Genomic DNA, 18,694 nt, shown 5'->3' on the forward strand with positions numbered 1-18,694 from the left:
TGCTCCGTGGAGGGCGTGAGCTGGGGCATCCGCTTTCCCCGGATGTGGCGCATATGGTCGCTTCCTCCGCGGGGATGCGGCGTGTCGCGCCACATGCTCCGTGGAGTGCCTGAGTTGGGGTACCCGCTTTCCCCGGATGTGGCGCATATGGTCGCTTCCTCCGCGGGGATGCGGCGTGTCGTGCCACATGCTCCGTGGAGGGCGTGAGCTGGGGCATCCGCTTTCCCCGGATGTGGCGCATATGGTCGCTTCCTCCGCGGGGATGCGGCGTGTCGCGCCACATCCTTCGTGGACTGCCCGAGCTGGGGCATCCGCTTTCCCCGGATGTGGCGCATATGGTCGCTGCGGGCGTGGGGATGCCGCGTGTCGCGCCACATGCTCCGTGGGGTGCGTGGGCTGGGGCATCCGCTCTCCTCGCGGATGTGGCGCATGCGGTCGCTTCTTCCACGGGGATGCGGCGTGTCGCGCCACATCCTCCAGCGAGCGGAGGCGGTCTTTCGTTCAGATGCCTCGCAAAATAGGCCGCTTATTCTTGAACGCATGTGTGGAATCGTCGGATACGTGGGCCCGCGGCCCAGCCAGGACATCCTTCTCGCGGGCCTCGCCCGCCTCGAATACCGCGGCTACGACTCCGCCGGCATCGCCGTCATCGACCAGGACGGTCACCTCGGCATGCGTAAGAAGGCCGGCAAGCTCGCCGTGCTGCGCGACTCGCTCGCGGATGCCGCGCTCGCCGACGGCATGACGGGCATCGGCCACACCCGCTGGGCCACCCACGGCGGCCCGACCGACGTGAACGCGCACCCGCACCTGGCCGATGAAGGCCGGCTGGCGCTCATCCACAACGGCATCATCGAGAACTTCGCGCCGCTGCGCGATGAGCTGACCGCCGAGGGTGTCACGTTCGTCAGCGAGACCGACTCCGAGGTCGCCGCCGCACTGCTCGGCCGGGAGTACCGCCGCACGGGCGACCTGCAGCACGCCTTCCGCAACATCGTGAACCGGCTGGAGGGCGCCTTCACGCTGCTCGCCATGCACCAGGACCAGCCCGGCCTCGTCGTCGGCGCCCGCCGCAACTCGCCGCTGGTGATCGGTCTCGGCGAGGGCGAGAACTTCCTCGGCTCCGACGTCGCCGCCTTCGTCGAGCACACCCGCAACGCGCTCGCGATCGGCCAGGACCAGATCGTCGCGATCACCCCCTCCGAGGTGACCGTGACCGACTTCGACGGCACCCCCGTCGAGGCGCAGCCCTTCGAGGTGTCGTGGGACGCCGCCGCCGCCGAGAAGGGCGGATGGTCGTCGTTCATGGCCAAGGAGGTCGCCGAGCAGCCCGAGGCCGTGGCGAACACCATCCGCGGCCGCGTCCAGGACGGTCAGGTCGTCATCCCCGAGCTCGACGGACTCGACGAGCTCTTCACCGGCATCAACCGTGTGATCATCACCGCCTGCGGCACCGCCTCGTACGCGGCGCTGGTCGGCAAGTACGCCATCGAGCAGTGGGCGCGGGTGCCCGTCGACGTCGAGCTGGCGCACGAGTTCCGCTATCGCGACCCGGTGATCGGCGACGACACGCTCGTCGTGTCGATCAGCCAGTCCGGCGAGACGATGGACACGCTAATGGCCGTCAAGTACGCGCGCGAGCGCGGAGCCAGGACGCTCTCGATCTGCAACACCCAGGGCGCGACGATCCCGCGCGAGTCGGACGCCGTCGTGTACACCCACGCCGGCCCCGAGGTCGCCGTGGCATCGACCAAGGCGTTCTCGGCGCAGATCACCGCGCTGCTGCTGCTCGGACTGCACATGGGCCGGGTGCGCGGCACGGCGGTCGACGCCGCCGCCGACGTCGCCGAGCTGCAGTCGCTGCCCGAGAAGGTCGCGCAGGTGCTGGCGGAGGAGAACGAGCACGTCTCGCAGCTGGCCGGCTGGATGGCCGACACCCGATCGGTGCTGTTCCTGGGCCGTCACGTGGGCTACCCGATCGCGCTCGAAGGCGCGCTCAAGCTCAAGGAGATCTCGTACATCCACGCCGAGGGCTTCGCCGCCGGTGAGCTCAAGCACGGTCCGATCGCCCTGATCGAGCCCGGTCAGCCGGTGTTCGTGCTGGTGCCGTCGCCGCGCCACTCCGCGCTCGTGCACTCCAAGGTCGTCTCGAACATCCAGGAGATCCGCGCGCGCGGGGCTCGGGTGATCGTGGTCGCAGAAGAGGGCGACGCGGCCGTGCTGCCCTACGCCGACGAGGTCATCCGCATTCCGCTCGCCGGGGCGCTCTTCGAGCCGCTTCTCGCCGTCGTCCCGCTGCAGATCTTCGCCATGGCGCTCGCCACCGCGAAGGGCCTGGACGTCGACCAGCCGCGCAACCTGGCGAAGTCCGTCACCGTGGAGTGAGCCCGCGGGGGTCCCCTGCCGTCGCTCGTGTCGGGCGGGCACCCGCCGGATGTCGGCAGCCGACACGAATGTCGGCGCCGACGGGCCGAATCCGCCGACATCCGTGTTCTGAGCCGACATGTGTGAGGTCGGAACAAGACCATCACGCCCCCGCACGGCCGATGGCAGGCAGGATCGCCCGGACGACGGCATCCCAGTCGTGCACGACGAGGGCGTAGTCGAACCGCAGGGTCTCGTAGCCGAGGGCGGATGCTGCCACATCCCGCCTCAGATCGCTGTGGCGTCGCTCGGCGCCGGCATGGTTCTCGCGGCCGTCCACCTCGATGATCAGGCGGCCCGCCGCGACGAAGTCGACGCGGCCGACGCCCGGGATCCCGACTTGGCAGTCGAGTCGGATGCCGAGCAGGTGCAAGCGGAAGCGCAGCAGCGACTCCAGCCCGCTCTGCGCATCCGGGCGCGCGAGGTCCAGCATCCATGTCGCGGCCCTGGGCAGGGCATCCCGGATGCGGCTCCGGTCCGAGGCGGAGAGGAGCCGCCGGTTCCACGCCGATTCGTAGGCGGCGAAGAACGACTCCTCACTCAGGCATCGATAGGCGTGGATCAGGGCTGTGGGTACCGCCGCCAACCCCACCTTGGCCGTCCCGGGGGAGTGATGCACCACGCATCCGCAGTCCCGATGGGCGTGCGGTCTCCCTGCGCGGCCGAGCCACACGTGCACGCCGTCGTCCTCGCCAGGCAGCACCCACACGCCGTGTGCGCGCAGGGCATCCGCGCAGGTCAGCTCGCCTCCGTGAGCGGCGGCGAGCACGAGCTTCCGGTCGGCGGATGGAAGTGCGAAGACCCCGGGGCGCACCCGGCGGATCCGTCCGCGAGCGACGGCGTCGGAGAGGCGCCATCGCGTGCATCCGTACTGCTGCAGGTGGGTGCCGCGGGCGACGCCGCCGAATCGGCTGAGAAGGTCTTCGGGAGCGAGCATCCTTCGAGCATGTCCGCGCGTGCCGCCGCGCGGACGCCGAACCCGGCGACTGTGGACGAAACGGGGCGATGACGGGATTGTGGAGGAAGAGTGAGGGTGCCCGCCTCCGCCTACGGATGTCGGTGGGAACGACGGATGTCGGTGGGATTCGGCCGTGTCTGCCGACATCTGTGGGTGGGGCCGGCATCCGGCGGGTGGGCCTGCCCGCTTACGGATGTCGGTGGGAACGACGGATGTCGGTGGGATTCGGCCGCATCCGCCGACATCTGTGGGTGGGGCCGGCATCCGGCGGGTGGGCCTGCCCGCTTACGGATGTCGGTGGGAACGACGGATGCAGGTGGGATTCGGCCGTGTCTGCCGACATCTGTGGGTGGGGCCGGCATCCGGCGGGTGGCCTTGCCTGCTTACGGATGTCGGTGGGAACGACGGATGCAGGTGGGATTCGGCCGTGTCTGCCGACATCTGTGGGTGGGGCCGGCATCCGGCGGGTGGCCGCCAGCGGGCGAGCGGGCGGGACGGGGCGGGGAGGGCGGATGCGAGCCGAGTAGGCTGAGCGGGTGATCATCGGCACCGGCATCGACCTCGTCGACGTGGCGCGGTTCGAGCGTTCGGTCACGCGCACGCCGCGGCTGCGGGAGCGGCTGTTCACCCCGGCCGAGCAGCAGCTGCGCCTGCGCTCGCTCGCCGCGCGCTATGCCGCGAAAGAGGCGCTGATCAAGGCGCTCGGCGGCAGCGACGGCGTGTACTGGACCGAGATCGAGATCGCTTCCGAACCGTCGGGCCGGCCGCACTTCGTCCTGAGCGGGTCCACCGCCGAAGTCGTGCTCGAACGCGGCATCACCGCGCTGCACCTCAGCCTCACCCACGACGCCGGCCTCGCCGCCGCCTACGTGATCGCCGAGAGAACGGATGCCACATGACCGACGCCCACCCGTTCCGCGAGGCGACCATCGACCTCGGTGCGATCGCCGACAACGTCCGGCACCTGCGCGCCCTCACCGGGGTGCCGGTGATCGGCGTCGTGAAGGCCGACGGCTACGGTCACGGAGCGCCCGCCGTCGCCACCGCGGCGCTCGCCGGCGGCGCATCACGCCTCGGCACCGCCACCCTCGAGGAGTCCTTCGCCCTGCGCCGGGCGGGCATCACCGCACCGCTGCTGGCCTGGTTGCACGCGCCAGGGCAGCGCTTCGACGAGGCGGTGGATGCGCGCATCGAGCTCGGCATCTCGTCGTACCCGCAGCTGCTCGCCGCATCCGAGACGTCGTCCTCGCCGGCATCCGTGCATCTCAAGGTCGACACGGGGCTGTCCCGCAACGGCATCGCGACCCACGAGCTGGAGCGGGTGCTCGCCGAGGCCGCGCGCCTGGAGCGCATCGGCCGCATCCGCATCGTCGGTATCTTCAGCCACCTCTCCGGGGCCGGGCCCGACGACGATCGAGCGCAGCTGGCGCGCTACAACGAGATCATCGCGCAGGCCGAGTCCTTCGGCATCCGCCCCGAGATCCGCCACCTCGCCGCCACCGCCGGCGCCATCTCCCTCCCGGAGGCGCGTCTCGACGCGGTGCGCATCGGCCTCGGGCTCTACGGCCTGTCTCCGTTCGCCGGGCGCACCTCGGCAGAGCTGGGGCTGCGCCCCGCGATGACGCTCAGTGCCGCCGTGGCGGCGGTGCGCCGTGTTCCCGTCGGCACCGGCGTCTCGTACGACTACGCCTATCGCACCGAGCGCGAGACCACGCTCGCCCTCGTGCCGCTGGGCTACGCCGACGGCGTCCCGCGGCAGGCATCCGATCGCGGTCCCGTGCTGATCGGCGGGCGGCCGTACCGTGTCTGCGGGCGCATCGCGATGGACCAGTTCGTCGTCGACGTGGGCGACGCCGACGTCGCGGTCGGCGACGAGGTGGTGCTGTTCGGCGACCCGACGCTCGGGCGCCCCTCGGCCGCCGATTGGGCGGATGCCGCCGGCACCATCAACTACGAGATCGTCACGCGCATCGGAGACCGGGTGCCCAGGCGGACCGTCTCATGAGCATCGACCCCGCCTTCCTCGGCCGCCGGGAGATCGGCACGTCGGATGCCATGGAGCGGCTCGGTCTGCGCATCGGCGAGCAGCTGCAGGCCGGCGACCTGCTCGTGCTCACCGGGCCACTCGGCGCTGGCAAGACCACCTTCACGCGGGGTCTGGCCGAAGGGCTGGGCGTGCGCGGGCCCGTGCAGAGCCCGACCTTCGTGATCGCCCGCACGCACCCGTCGCTGGTCGGCGGGGCGCCGCTGGTGCACGTCGACGCCTACCGGCTGGCATCCGCCGCTGAACTGGACGACCTCGACATCGACTTCGCTCGATCGGTGGTGGTGATCGAATGGGGACGGCCCATGGCATCCGCCGTCGCCGACGCCTGGTGGGACATCGAGTTCGAGCGTCCGGTCGGCGGGGCGGAGGACCTCGATGACGACGATCTGGATGCCGACGCGCCGCGGTTCGTGACGATCGAGCGCCTGGAGCGCTGAGAGGCCACGGTCTGCGCGGGCGATCCGTGCTGCCGTCGCGATTTGTGCCGTGAGGGGCGCACGATATCCTGGTATCCCAAACGGCAGAGGAGCCCCCATGGAGCAGGATCAGCAGTCACGCGGCATCAGCCGACGCACCTTCACCCGCGCAGCAGCCTGGAGCGTCCCCGTCGTCGCCGTGGCGGCGTCGGTCCCGCTGGCCGCGGCGTCGACCACGCCGCCGATGGATGGACTCTTCTACTCGGTGATGCCCGGGGGAGAGGGGAACACCGAGGGCACCGCAGGGTTCACGATCTTCAACAACACCGGCGAGGACTTCGACGGCACCGTTTCGATCCGAACGGGTCTGTGGCCCTACCCGTTCACGTCTTACGGCGCGATCGACGTCGCAGGCTCGATCCACACGGGACAGCGCGCGCTAGAACCTGGGCTGGGCATCATCGCGCGTTTCCTGGACACCCCCGTCACCGTGCCCGCCAACGGGCAGCTCGAGATCTTCTTCGTTCACAACGCGACCGGCGGCGATACACAGGGCTCGCTCGAGATGATCTCGATCATCACCGGTACCGGTACGGTGCTGCCCGTCGTGGGCGACGCAACGGTCTACACACCCTTCACCCCGACGCCCTGACGGCATCGACCGACCGCGGCAGATCTGCCCTGCCGCCGTCGGTGGTTCGCCGGAGGGCGCGCCGTCGTGACGCCGACTAATCTGGAACCGTGATCCTCGCCGTCGACACCTCCCTGGGCACGGCCGTCGCCGTCATCGACGCCGACGGGCGGGTGGTCGCCGAGGCATCCGCTCCCGATCCGCTCGGCCACGCCGAGGTGATCGGCGACCTGCTCGGGCAGGTCGCGCGCCCCGGCATCACGCACGTGGTCGCCGGAATGGGGCCGGGTCCCTTCACCGGCCTGCGCATCGGGATCGCCGCGGCACGCGCGTTCGCGCTCGGCCGTGGCATCCCGGCCATCCCGGTGCCGAGCCACTTCGCCATCGCATTCGACGCCGACCCCGAAGGTCGGTTCGCGGTCGTCACCGACGCGCGGCGCCGTGAGATCGCGGTGACCGTGTTCGACGGTGCGGATGCCGACGGCATCCCGAACCTCGTCGTGCCGACCCGCCTCGAGAAGCAGGGCACCGAGCTCACCGAGCCCGTCGTCGAGGCGACAGGACTCTCGGCCGTCGCCCTCGCCCGCGTCGGGGCTCGCGCCGTCGCGGCCGGACGGGTGCTCGCCGACGCCGAGCCGCTCTACCTGCGCTCGCCGGACGTGGTGCAGCCGGGCGCGCCGAAGCGGGTGAGATCGTGACCCTCCGCGTCGCCGCGATCGTCGACCTCGCCGCGATCATGGACCTCGAGCGCCGCAGCTTCCCCACCGACGCGTGGAGCGAGCAGACCATGGGCACCGAGCTCACCAGCGCTCACAATCACTATCTCGTCGACGAGGAGGACGGGCGGGTGGTCGGCTACGGCGGCGTGCGCGCTCTGCCCGGCGGCGCGGATGCCGACATCCAGACCATCGCGCTCGACGAGTCGTTCCGCGGGCGGGGGCGAGGCCGTGCGCTGCTGCGCGCACTGATCACCGAAGCGGTCGCGCGCGGAGCGAAGGAGCTCTTCCTCGAGGTGCGGTCGGACAACCCCGTCGCCGAGGCGCTCTACGCCTCCGAGGGCTTCGCCGAGCTCGGCCGGCGCCCCCGCTACTACCAGCCCGATGACGTCGATGCGGTGGTGATGCGGCTGGATCTGCGCGCCTGGGATGCCCGGCGCGAGAATCCTGCCGGGGAGGGAGACGCATGACCACGGAGCCCTTGGTGCTCGGCATCGAGACGAGCTGCGATGAGACCGGCATCGGCATCGTGCGCGGTCGCACGCTGCTGTCGAACACGATCGCGTCGAGCATGGACGAGCACGCCCGCTACGGCGGCGTGGTGCCCGAGGTTGCCGCGCGCGCTCACCTGGAGGCGCTGCAGCCCTCCATCGAGAAGGCGCTCGCCGAGGCGCAGGTGACCTTGGACGATCTGGACGCGGTCGCCGTGACCAGCGGCCCCGGACTCGCCGGGGCGCTCATGGTCGGCGTCGGCGCCGCGAAGGGCCTGGCGGTCTCGCTGGGCAAGCCGCTGTACGCCGTGAACCACCTGGTCGGGCACATCGCCGCAGACATCCTCTCCCGACCCGATTCGTCATCCGCATCCGCACACGACGCCGCGCCCCTCGAATACCCCACGATCGCGCTGCTCGTGTCGGGCGGTCACACCTCGCTGCTGCACGTGCGCGATCTCACCGCCGATGTCGAGCTGCTCGGCGAGACGGTCGACGACGCCGCCGGCGAGGCCTTCGACAAGGTCGCGCGCCTGCTCGGCCTGCCCTATCCCGGCGGGCCGCAGATCGACCGCGCCGCGGCGGACGGCGATCCGAAGGCGATCCGCTTCCCGCGCGGACTGTCGAAGGCATCCGACCTGGAGAAGCATCGCTACGACTTCTCGTTCTCGGGGCTGAAGACCGCCGTCGCCCGGTGGATCGAGCGCGCCGAGGCGAACGGCGAGGAGATCCCCACGGCGGACGTCGCCGCGAGCTTCCGCGAGGCCGTCGTCGACGTGCTGGTCACCAAGGCACTGGCCGCCTGCCGTGATCTCGGCGTGCCGCGCCTGCTGCTCGGTGGCGGGGTGATCGCCAACCGCCGGCTGCGCGAGGTGGCGCTCGAGCGGGCCGAGGCGGCGGGCGTGACCGTGCGCATCCCGCCGCTGAGCCTGTGCACCGACAACGGGGCGATGATCGCCGGTCTCGCCGCCGAGCTGATCGCGAGCGGCCACCCTGCCTCGACACTCGCCTTCGGCGCGGACTCGACACTGCCGGTGACCGAGATCCAGGTGAGCCGGGCATGACCGACCCCCACATCGAGCGCCCCACGCCCGAGGTCGAGCGGCCCGCGGGAGACGCCGCGCTGCCCGGTGCGTCCCAAGGGTACGGCCGACTTCCCACAGCCCCCGTTCCGGTCGGGCAGCAGCATCCCGAACCGGATGCCGAGCAGTTCGCCGCGAGCGGGTGGGAGCCGTCGACGGCGTCCGAGCCGGAGGACGACGCCCGTCTGGCGCCGTGGGCGCTGTTCGCGGCGATCGTCGCTCTCGCCACCTCGATGTTTGTCGGCTGGGGCGTCCCGGTCGCGATCATCGCCGTGATCGCCGCGATCATGTCGCTGCGCCGCCCGATCGAGAATCGCGCCGTGGCGATGTGGGCGCTGGTGCTGGGCCTGTTCGCGACGCTGTGCAGCACCGGATGGCTCATCTGGGCGGCGATGCAGTTCGAGAAGCTGGGCTGACGGATGCCCGGCACCGACGCAACGAAGCGGCGACGTGAGCTGGAGCACAGGGCTTACGCACCGGGCGGGAGCCTGACGGATGCCGAGGCGCAGGAACTGCGCGAGCTGAGCATCCGTCACGTCGTCGCGCCGGCGCCGGCGCCCTCGACGCCCGCTCCCGCCGGCCCGACGCCCCTCAAGGCGGAATCGGTCGGGGCGCCCGAAGCGCTTCTGCTGCGGGAACCCGACGACCCCGCGCAGGATTCGTCCTCCGAACGCGACGGCCGGTCGGAGCGGCCGCGCCGTGCCCGCAGGCTGCTCGTGCCGATCCTCGCGATACTGCTGGTGCTGGCGGGGCTCGCGGTCGGCCGGGTCGCCTTCGGCCAGCCCGGCGATCCCGCGATGGGGGCGCAGCAGCAGGACGCCTGGGCGAAGATCGAGGCGTCCGGGGAGTACGACCCGGGCTCGGTGCAGCTGCTCGGCAGCAAGTACGGCGTCGACGTGTGGAGCGCGACGAAGCAGGACCAGAAGATCGAGTGCGTCCTGCTCACTCGCGGCGAAGGTCCGTCGGCCGGATGCCGTTCCGGCGCGCAGGAGGACCAGGGACTCGATCTTCAGGTCAGCCTCGACTACTCCGAGGGGGACGACGACTACATGGTGTGGGTGAACGTCACCGATGACATCACCGGCGCGCCGGCCGTCATGTTCCAGCGCGACAGCATGACCGAGGAATGGGACTGGCGAGCGACCTTCGATGACGACGAGCTGGCGATCATCGAAGAACTGGAGGCCGCCGGGTTCGCCGGTGACGGGCTGAGCATCGTCGGCTACGACGCTGGCGTCGCCGTGTGGCTGTACCAGCGGGAGAAGACGTGCGTGCTGGCGCCGATCGACGGCGCCGTGCTGCAGAACTGCGGTGAGCTCCTCGCCGACTCCGACCGGCCCCTCGCGCTGACCGTCGAGGGCACCGAGTACCAGGTGCGCGCATCATCGAACGAGGGCAACACCCTCACGATCGTCCGTCCGTCGGCCGGGCAGAACGCAGCGGAGGGCTGATCGGTGGAGTCCGAGGAGGATGCCGGGCGTCGGCGCGAACTGCAGCGCCGAGCGTTCGCCCCCGGCGGTGCTCTGACCGGCGCCGAGGCGGAGGAGCTGCGGATGCTGTCGGTTCGCCGGGGCGAGGCGGAGGTCGCCGGCGGCGACCCCATGGAGACGGCTGCGCCGGGCACGGACGCGGCGGCGCCGCCGGCGACACCTCCCGCATCGGTCGAGGAGCAGCCGAGCCCGCCTGTGCCGGTCGAGGAGCCGGCGACGCCCGAGCCCGAGCCCGGCCAGGAGACTCCGTCTCGCCGTCGCCCGCGCTGGCTCGCTCCCGTCGTCTGCGCCGCCGCTCTGCTGGCGGGGCTCGGCATCGCCTGGCTGACCTCGCCGCGCACGTCCGACGCCGCGCCGGCGATGAACCCCGAGCAGCAGCGGATCTTCGCGGCGGTGGCCGCCGACGACGAACTGGATCTCGACCCGGAATCGCTGCGGTTCGCCGGTGAGAAGCACGGCGCCGCCGTCTGGACGGCGACCCGCGGCGACGAGCGCTGCGTGATCCTGAGCATGGACGACGAGCGGCGCACGGGCTGCGCGGAACCCGTGACGGGGTCCTACGGGCCTCGGTACCCGGTGACGTCGATCGACGTGGCGGAAGACGGCATGGCGACGACCGTCACGGCGGTCCTCGCCCCGACCCTCACCGGCGAGTGGCGCGTGATCGTCAACCGCTGGCAGATGTCGCTGGACGACTGGCGTAGTCGCTACACCGATGCCGAGGTCGCACTCGTCGATGCGCTGATGGACGCCGGCTTCGACCCGGCGTCACTGAGCGTCCTCGGTCGCGACGGTGAGCTGCCGATCTGGATGCAGTACGGCGACAAGCCGTGCATCATGATCGCCGACCCGGACACGCTCGAGGTCGTGTCGGCCTGCGCCGAGAGCGGGGCGTCGACGGCCGAGGTCCTGTACCGCGACAGCGTCTACGTGCTGACCTGGTCGGAGCTGCGCGGGTCGACGCTCACGATCGTCCGCCCGGCCGAGGGCGAGTCCGTCCGGGAGTGATGCGGTGACGCCTCACACCCGGTCCGCGAGGATCGCGATACGGGACGAGCCCGTCCGGGTGAGGATCAGCGTCGCCTCCTGCGACCCCTTCAACGCGAGCTTCTTCCGGAACGCGGCGGGGTCGATGTCCATCCCGCGCTTCTTGATCTCCAGGCGGCCGATGTCGTTCGCGCGCAGTGCCGCGCTGATCGTCTTGGCGTGCGCCGGCATCGTCTCGCGCACCCGGAACGACTGCACGAACGGGGAGGTCACGGCGTCGTCCCCGGTGAGGTAGGCGATCCGCTCGTCGAGCATGCCCGCGTTCAGCATCCGCCCCGCATCGCCGATCAGGCGGGCCCGGATCACCGCGCCGTCCGGCTCGTGCAGGAACGCGCCCAGCGGGCGCACCGGCGCGTCTTCGGCATCCGCGGCGGCGGTGAGCTCGTGCGACTCGCCGCCCTGCAGCACCATCGCCGACCGACGGATGCCCTCACGCGCCAGCGCACCGCTCCACAGCACCAGTTCGACCACGCTGCCGTCGGCGCTGACCCACTGCGCCTCGACGTCTTCCGGGAGGAGATCGCGATCCAGGCCCGGCCCGAGTTTGATCCCGGTCGGATGCTCGCGCGCCACCTGAAAGCACCAGTCCAGCGACGGCGACCAGTCCGACGCCGACAGCCGCCGGGTCTCGCCGTGCCCGGCCGTGCGTCGTGCGGGATCGAGCCACACGGCGGTGCTCTTCGCGCGGAGATGTGCTTCCGGCGCGGACGAATCCTCCGGATCTGTCCGTGGCAAGCGCACATCTCCGCGGCTGGTGCTCACGAAATCCTCCGCGAGCCCCGTCCGCACCCGGGCATCGTCCCCGAAGGGGGCGAGGTTGAAGGCCGCGATGCCCGCGGTCACCTCGTCGGCATCCACCGCTGTGACCGGCAGACCGGCGCCCGCGAACGCCAGGCTGTCGCCGCCGATCCCGCAGCCGAGATCCGCGACCGCCGTGACGCCGGCCCGTCGCATCCGCACCGCGTGCCGAGTCGCGACGTTCAGCCGCGTCGCCTGCTCCAGGCCGGCCCGGGTGAACAGCATCCGGTCGGCGAACTCGCCGAACTTCGCTCGCGCCCGCACCCGCAGGTGCGCTTGCCCGACCACCGCCGAGACGAGTTCGGGGGAGTGCCCGGCCGCCCGCAGACGCGACACGGTGCGCGCGACATCATCCGACGACTCGATCGGCCCGACCTCGTCGAGCAGCCGAAGCCCCTCAGAGGTGAGCAACGCGGTCAGCTCAGCCATCTCCACCCGACCAGCCTAGGCACCCCACCACTTCGTGTAGCTCAAGTTGCTCGGTCCGGGGTCGAAACGCAGCAACTTGAGCTATTCGAACTCGAGGGGGGAGGAGGGGCGACTGGCACTCGCATTGCGTGAGTGCCAGCGGTCGGCATACACTGGAGTTAGCACCCTCGGCATGAGAGTGCTAACAGTCTTCTGATCTCAGTCACGAAAGAAGAGGTACACCGTGTCGGTTTCCATCAAGCCGCTCGAGGACCGCATCGTCATCCAGCAGGTCGAGGCAGAGCAGACCACCGCAAGCGGTCTGGTCATCCCCGACACCGCCAAGGAGAAGCCCCAGGAGGGCGAGGTCGTGGCAGTGGGCCCCGGCCGCATCGACGACAACGGCAACCGCGTCCCGCTCGACGTCGCCGTCGGCGACCGCGTGCTCTACAGCAAGTACGGCGGAACCGAGGTCAAGTTCGGCGCCGACGAGTACCTCGTGCTCTCGGCGCGCGACGTGCTCGCCGTCGTCGTCCGCTGACGCTGACGTTCTCGAAGGGCCCGGATGCCTGGCATCCGGGCCCTTCGGCGTCCCCGGCCGCCTGCGCCTTCCCCTATCCGGCCGACGACCCGCCCCGCAGAACCCCCGTGCCATCCCCCGATGCCGCGGGGTGACCCCCGATGCCTCACCGCCGGATGAGTCCCACACTCGTATCAGCGCCGCTTGGCACTCTCACGAACAAGGGGATCGATCATGGCTCTGGAAGACAACGTCAACGTTCTGGGCACCCAGTGGAATCTGGGCCTCGCGAACGTGGGCAACACCGACGACCACACCAATGTCGAGGACAACACGGTGATCGCCGACAACGACCTGGACGTCGGGAACACCGACATCGAGGACAACGTCGTCGTCACCGACAACTCCGACGACTCCGACAACTCCGACAACTGGTCGCACAACGACACCGACGTCGATCTGGACGACTCGTTCAACGAGGACGACTCCATCAACGACTCGTTCCAGGACAACTCGGTGCACGACTCCGGCAACCAGACGCTGAACGACCACTCGATCAACACGGGTGTTCGTCAGTACAACGCCGGGTTCAACGACCTCAACCTGGGCATCGACGGCGGCTCCGGCGGCATGGCGAGGATGCAGGGGATGGGCGGCGACATCGACATCGACGTCGATGCCCGATCGACGATGAACGACCAGGCGGTCAGCCAGAACATCTCGACCTCCTCGGGCAGCGGCGGTGCGGCGATCGCGGTCGGCGGCGACGCCGACGGCGGCTGGGGCGGTCCGGCCTTCTCCGGAGCGGGCGGCGGCGACACCGGTGACGCGGGTGACGGCGGCGACGGCGGTGCCGGAACGGGCGGCGACGGCGGCATGGGCATCCTCGGCAGCGGAGGCGCCGGGGGCGCGGGCTCCGGTGGGCCGGCGGGGGCCGGCGGATCCACCGGAGCCGGAGGCGCGGCCGGGTCGTACGCCGACGGCGGCGGCGCGGGCGGAGGGTTCGGCGGCAACTCCGCGGCCTTCGCCGGCGACGCCAGCGGCGGCAACGTGAGCCAGTTCTTCGGGCAGAGCAGCGTCATCTCCTCGGGCGACCACGCGGTCGCCGGTGGCGACGACGTCTCGATCCGGAACATCGACACGCACATCGACGTCGGGGACGTCTCGATCGGCAACACGTGGAACACCGACTCGTTCAACGCCGACTTCTCCGACCGGTGGTCGGTGAACGACTCGTTCCAGGACAACACGGACAACTCCGACACCTGGTCCGTGAACGACTCGTTCCAGGACCACGGCACCGACGTCGACGTGGATGTCGACAACTCGAACGTCGGCAGCCCCCTCGGCGACGCGAACGAGTTCGACTTCTGAGCTCACGAGCCGCCTGACTCGCCCGGTCGTCCACCTCTGGTGGGCGACCGGGCGCACCAGTACACTCCTGAAGCATCGGAACCGGAGCGTGTGACATGAACGAGGACGCACCATACCGGCCCTCACCTCCCGGTGACGGCGACGCGTGGGATGCCGGCCTCGCCGACCCCTTCGCGGGAAGCGTCTTCGGGCAGGAGATCGCGAACGTCTCCGAATCGGACTGGGATGTCGACAGCGCTCTGATCTGGGGAGAGGATCCGGTCGATGCCGGGCCCGTCTCCGACGCCGCACCGGGTGCGGACGACTTCCCCGGCTGAGCCGGGACTTCCCCCGGCTCAGCCGGCGCACGAGAGGGGATCACGTGCCGCAGCATGTCGAAGAGGAACGCGAGATCGTCGAGGTCATCCACGACGTCGGCGATCTCGCCGCGTCGGCCGGACGGACCGACCTCGCCTCACGACTGACTCAGACCACCGCACGACTGCAGGACCCCGCGATCCGCGTGATCGTGGTGGGCGAGTTCAAGCAGGGCAAGAGCAAGCTCATCAACGCGCTGGTGAACGCTCCCGCATGCCCCGTCGACGACGACGTGGCCACGAGCGTGCCGACCACCGTCGGCTACGCCGAGCAGGCCTCGGCCTGGGTGACCGAGCAGCCGCACGCTCCCGGCGCCGAGCCGCAGCGACGCGAGGTGCCGCTCGCCGATCTGGCGGACTACGTGGCCGAGCGCGGCAATCCGCGCAACGAGCGCGGCATCCTGTCGGCCGAGGTGCTGCTGCCCCGCGAGATCCTGCGCGGAGGGCTGAAGCTCGTCGACTCCCCGGGCGTCGGCGGACTGGAGTCGTCGAACTCACTGGCCACGCTGGCCGCCCTGACCTCTGCGCACGCCGTGCTGCTCGTCTCGGACGCCTCGCAGGAGTACACCGAGCCCGAGGTGCAGTTCCTGCGCCACGCCATGCGCATCTCCCCGAACGTGGCGGCCGTGCTGGCCAAGATCGACCTGTATCCCGACTGGCGCCGCATCGAGGAGATCGATCGCGACCACCTCGACGGGTCGGGTGACGTGCCGATCTTCTCGGTGTCGAGCGACCTGCGCCTGCTCGCCGCCGAGATGCAGGACCGAGCGCTCAACGACGAGTCCGGATTCCCCGCGCTCGTCGCCCACCTGCGCCGGGAGGTGCTCGGCCACGCCGAGGTCATCCACCGGCGCAGCGCGGTGCACGACCTGACCTCAGTGGTGGACCAGCTGGGAATGTCGCTGCGTGCGGAGCTGAGCGCGCTGCTGAACCCGATGGACACGCCGCGCATGATCGCCGAGCTCGAAGAGGCGAAGTCCCGGGCCGACGAGTTCCGGGGGCGCTCCGCCCGCTGGCAGGTCACGCTCACGGACGGCATCGCCGACCTGGTCGCGGACATGGAGCACGACGTGCGCGACCGGCTGCGCAAGGTGCAGCGCGAGGCGGAGCGGGCCATCGAGGAGGGCGACCCCGGCCCGATTTGGGATCAGATCCGGGAGTGGCTCGATCAGCGCGTGACCGCCGCCGTCACCGAGACGTTCGTGTGGACCGACGAGCGCTCCCGCTGGCTCTCGGAGGAGGTGGCCGAACTGTTCAGCCAGGGGGAGTCGGAGATCCCCGCGGTCGACGTCTCCGACATCCGCGGTGTGCTCGAACCGGTGGAGGAGCTCGGCGGGCTGGATGCCGGGCAGCTCAGCGCCGGCGAGAAGATCTACATCGGCGTGCGGGGCTCGTACGGCGGCGTGCTGATGGTGGGGCTGGCGACAGGCCTGATCGGGATGGCCCTGATCAACCCGCTCTCCCTGATCGCCGGCGTGCTCGTCGGCCGGAGGGCGTACCGCGAGGACATGGGGAACCGCCTGTCCCGGCGACAGCAGGAGGCGAAGGTCATCGTGCGGCGGCACATCGACGAGGTGACCTTCCAGGTCGGCAAGCAGCTCAGGGATCGTCTGCGACTGGTCCAGCGCACGGCTCGCGATCATTTCGGTTCGATGGCGGAGGAGCTGCACCGCTCCCTCTCGGATGCGCTGCTCACCGCCAAGCAGGCCGCCACGGACTTCACGGCGTCGAGGGACGAGCGGGTGGCGGTCCTGCAGCAGAGGGTGCAGGAGCTGGAGCGGCTGCGCGCGTCGATCCCGCAGAACGTGATCGACGGCCCGGTCGCGCCGCTCGCCCTGCAGCAGGGACCGGTCGGATCGTGACGGCGGCGGTGACGGCGGAGACCATCGACCTGCTGCAGGCCGCGCGCACCGCCTACGCCGGGGATCGTGAGGCGCTCGACCTGATCGACCGGCTCGAGGTGCGTCTGCACGAGCCGCTGCGGCTGGCCGTCGCCGGCATGGTGAAGGCCGGGAAGTCGACGCTGCTGAACGGCATGCTCGGTGAGCGACTGGCGGCCACCGACACGGGCGAGTGCACGCGGGTCGTCACCTGGTACCGCTTCTCGGCCGCCCCGACGATCACGATGCACCTGCGTGACGGGCGCGTGGAACGGATGCCGATCCGTCGCGCCGCGGGACTGCTGGAGTTCGACCTCGGCGGCCGGACCGCGGAGGAGGTGGAATGGATCGACGTGGGCTGGCCGCTGGCCGCGCTGAGATCGCAGATCCTCATCGACACCCCCGGCATCGCCTCCCTGTCGGCGGACACGTCCGCCAGGACCTCGCGCTTTCTTACACCGGAGGAGTCGCCGTCGGCGGCCGACGCCGTCGTGTACCTCATGCGCCATCTGCACGGCTCCGACATCAAGTTCCTCGAGGCGTTCCGCGAGACCGCCGCCGGAGCGGCGCAGAGCGTCTGCGCCGTGGCGGTGCTCTCGCGCGCGGACGAGGTCGGCTCGGGGCGCATCGATTCGCTGGTGTCCGCCCGGCGGGTCGCGCAGCGCTACGAGCGCGACGGCGATCTCGCGTCGCTCGCCCTGGAGGTCGTGCCCGTGGCAGGACTGCTCGCCGAGGGCGCGAGGACACTGCGGGAGAGCGAGTACATCGCGTTGCGCGAGCTCGCCGGACTGGAGCGCCCCGCGCGAGAGCGACTGCTCGTCTCAGCCGATCGCTTCACACGCGAGACCGATGCCACGGGCTTGAGCATCCGGGTGCGGGAGGATCTGCTCTCGCGCTTCGGCATCTTCGGCGTGCGGCTCGCCGCGGCACTGATCCGCGCCGGTGCCGCGAACTCCTCGGAGCTGTCCGAGGCGATGGTGCAGCAGAGCGGACTGCTCGAACTGCAGGAGGTCATGAGCACCCACTTCCACCCCCGGGCCGCGACTCTCAAGGCGCGGGGCGTCGTGCTGCAGCTGGATGCCCTGACCAGACGCAGTCCGCGTCCCGGCCTGGACGCCGTGCGCGCCGGAATCGAACGGTTCACGACCTCTGCGCACACGCTGCGTGAGCTGTCGCTGCTCGCGCATGCCCGCGCACACGGCCTGCCGCTGGAGGCCGGCGACGCCGCGGACGCCCTGCGCATCATCGGCGCCGAGGGAGTCACGCCGGCGCGACGCCTCGGCATCGCCGACGACGCCGAGACGGCGGAGCTCGCGGCGCGGGTGCGGGCCGAGACCGACCGATGGCGTGCGCTCGCCGAGTCGCCCCTGCGGGACCGCGAGGCGGCGGAGGTCTGCGCGGTGGTGATCAGGAGCCTCGCGGGGATCGATTCAGAAGTCGGTGCCTCGCGGAGCCTGCGGCCCGCGGCGCACGTCGTAGCGCCGAGCCGACCAGGCGATCGCCCGGGGCAGGATGCTGCACAGCAGAGCGAGCAGGACGAGCGCGGCCTGCGCGGCCAGAAGCGGCTGAAGTGGCGCGCCCTGCTCGCCCAGCGCCACCCACTCCGGTGACAGCACGACCAGCAGCCCCTGCAGGGCGAAGGTCACCAGCTGCCACCAGCGGATCTGCGGGCGTCTGCCCATGAACGACACCAGCAGTGTGATCTGCACGAAAAGCACGCCCACGATGACCGCGAACACCACCCAGAAGACGATGTCCGCGCCCGTCCGGTACGACTCGTCGCTGCGGCCCGTCGTCACCGCGCGGGCCACGTCTTCGATGAGCGGCAGCAGGTTCTTGCGAATCACGAAGAAGTACACCGTCGTGAACCCGCCGACGGCGAAGCTCAGGATCCACAGGAGCTGACTCAGCCGCACCGAGAAGGGCGGCGTGAGCTTGACCAGCACGGGCGCCCCGTTCGGGCTGGCGACGGCCGGACGCTCCGGAGCGGTGTGCGCGCCGGCCGCCGTCGCGGGCGCGCCGGCGCCCCCGCCCCCGGAGGGAGGGGACAGGGGCA

Annotated in this window: 18 protein-coding genes; 16 read left to right on the forward strand and 2 right to left on the reverse strand. The window is 70.8% G+C overall.

Annotated elements, in window-relative coordinates; translation table 11 throughout:
• The first annotated feature begins 540 nt into the window (after positions 1-540).
• Positions 541-2,385 (forward strand): glutamine--fructose-6-phosphate transaminase (isomerizing), encoded by a 1,845-nt coding sequence (gene glmS / locus ACFWHT_RS03435; protein WP_378825486.1) that lies wholly within the window; start codon positions 541-543, stop codon positions 2,383-2,385.
• A 142-nt stretch (positions 2,386-2,527) separates the two neighbouring features.
• On the opposite strand, the gene ACFWHT_RS03440 is transcribed toward glmS, so the two are convergent.
• Entirely contained in the window at positions 2,528-3,361 is an 834-nt protein-coding gene (locus ACFWHT_RS03440) for a DUF559 domain-containing protein (RefSeq protein ID WP_378825487.1), read from the reverse strand.
• A 557-nt stretch (positions 3,362-3,918) separates the two neighbouring features.
• Here ACFWHT_RS03440 and ACFWHT_RS03445 point away from each other — a divergent pair.
• From ACFWHT_RS03445 to ACFWHT_RS03490, 10 genes are all read left to right on the forward strand, one after another.
• A complete protein-coding gene (locus tag ACFWHT_RS03445; RefSeq protein WP_378825488.1) occupies positions 3,919-4,281 on the forward strand; it encodes a holo-ACP synthase in 363 nt (120 codons plus the stop codon).
• Complete coding sequence (gene alr, locus ACFWHT_RS03450; protein ID WP_378825490.1) at positions 4,278-5,387, forward strand: alanine racemase; 1,110 nt, start codon at positions 4,278-4,280, stop codon at positions 5,385-5,387. The genes ACFWHT_RS03445 and alr overlap by 4 nt, the downstream gene beginning before the upstream one ends.
• Positions 5,384-5,866, forward strand: a complete 483-nt coding sequence (tsaE, locus tag ACFWHT_RS03455; RefSeq protein ID WP_378825492.1) for a tRNA (adenosine(37)-N6)-threonylcarbamoyltransferase complex ATPase subunit type 1 TsaE — start codon at positions 5,384-5,386, stop codon at positions 5,864-5,866. Before alr ends, tsaE begins: the two co-directional genes overlap by 4 nt.
• 97 nt (positions 5,867-5,963) lie before the next feature.
• Entirely contained in the window at positions 5,964-6,497 is a 534-nt protein-coding gene (locus tag ACFWHT_RS03460) for a hypothetical protein (protein WP_378825495.1), read from the forward strand.
• Between the two features lie 89 nt (positions 6,498-6,586).
• Positions 6,587-7,174, forward strand: a complete 588-nt coding sequence (gene tsaB / locus ACFWHT_RS03465) for a tRNA (adenosine(37)-N6)-threonylcarbamoyltransferase complex dimerization subunit type 1 TsaB (protein ID WP_378825497.1) — start codon at positions 6,587-6,589, stop codon at positions 7,172-7,174.
• Complete coding sequence (rimI, locus tag ACFWHT_RS03470) at positions 7,171-7,662, forward strand: ribosomal protein S18-alanine N-acetyltransferase (protein WP_378825499.1); 492 nt, start codon at positions 7,171-7,173, stop codon at positions 7,660-7,662. Before tsaB ends, rimI begins: the two co-directional genes overlap by 4 nt.
• Positions 7,659-8,747: a tRNA (adenosine(37)-N6)-threonylcarbamoyltransferase complex transferase subunit TsaD gene (gene tsaD, locus ACFWHT_RS03475; RefSeq protein WP_378825501.1), complete on the forward strand. Its 1,089-nt coding sequence runs from the start codon at positions 7,659-7,661 to the stop codon at positions 8,745-8,747. The genes rimI and tsaD overlap by 4 nt, the downstream gene beginning before the upstream one ends.
• A complete protein-coding gene (locus ACFWHT_RS03480; RefSeq protein WP_378825502.1) occupies positions 8,744-9,181 on the forward strand; it encodes a hypothetical protein in 438 nt (145 codons plus the stop codon). The genes tsaD and ACFWHT_RS03480 overlap by 4 nt, the downstream gene beginning before the upstream one ends.
• Before the next feature lie 3 nt (positions 9,182-9,184).
• Positions 9,185-10,216 (forward strand): hypothetical protein, encoded by a 1,032-nt coding sequence (locus ACFWHT_RS03485; RefSeq protein WP_378825505.1) that lies wholly within the window; start codon positions 9,185-9,187, stop codon positions 10,214-10,216.
• A gap of 3 nt (positions 10,217-10,219) precedes the next feature.
• Complete coding sequence (locus ACFWHT_RS03490; RefSeq protein ID WP_378825506.1) at positions 10,220-11,263, forward strand: hypothetical protein; 1,044 nt, start codon at positions 10,220-10,222, stop codon at positions 11,261-11,263.
• 12 nt (positions 11,264-11,275) lie between these two features.
• On the opposite strand, the gene ACFWHT_RS03495 is transcribed toward ACFWHT_RS03490, so the two are convergent.
• Positions 11,276-12,535: an SAM-dependent methyltransferase gene (locus tag ACFWHT_RS03495; protein WP_378825508.1), complete on the reverse strand. Its 1,260-nt coding sequence runs from the start codon at positions 12,533-12,535 to the stop codon at positions 11,276-11,278.
• A 217-nt stretch (positions 12,536-12,752) separates the two neighbouring features.
• Between ACFWHT_RS03495 and groES the strand changes: the two genes are divergently transcribed.
• The 5 genes from groES (at position 12,753) to ACFWHT_RS03520 (ending at position 18,248) form a co-directional block, all read left to right on the forward strand.
• Complete coding sequence (gene groES, locus ACFWHT_RS03500) at positions 12,753-13,049, forward strand: co-chaperone GroES (protein ID WP_067242196.1); 297 nt, start codon at positions 12,753-12,755, stop codon at positions 13,047-13,049.
• Between the two features lie 213 nt (positions 13,050-13,262).
• Positions 13,263-14,402 carry a hypothetical protein gene (locus tag ACFWHT_RS03505; RefSeq protein ID WP_378825510.1) on the forward strand — a complete coding sequence of 380 codons (1,140 nt, stop codon included), beginning with the start codon at positions 13,263-13,265 and terminating at the stop codon, positions 14,400-14,402.
• Between the two features lie 95 nt (positions 14,403-14,497).
• Positions 14,498-14,719, forward strand: coding sequence for a hypothetical protein (locus ACFWHT_RS03510; protein ID WP_378825512.1), 222 nt, complete (start codon positions 14,498-14,500; stop codon positions 14,717-14,719).
• 44 nt (positions 14,720-14,763) lie between these two features.
• Positions 14,764-16,620 (forward strand): dynamin family protein, encoded by a 1,857-nt coding sequence (locus tag ACFWHT_RS03515; protein WP_378825514.1) that lies wholly within the window; start codon positions 14,764-14,766, stop codon positions 16,618-16,620.
• Between the two features lie 8 nt (positions 16,621-16,628).
• A complete protein-coding gene (locus ACFWHT_RS03520; protein WP_378825516.1) occupies positions 16,629-18,248 on the forward strand; it encodes a dynamin family protein in 1,620 nt (539 codons plus the stop codon).
• The last annotated feature ends 446 nt before the right edge of the window (positions 18,249-18,694 follow it).

This window comes from Microbacterium sp. NPDC058342, assembly GCF_042723935.1.
Taxonomy (GTDB): domain Bacteria; phylum Actinomycetota; class Actinomycetes; order Actinomycetales; family Microbacteriaceae; genus Microbacterium.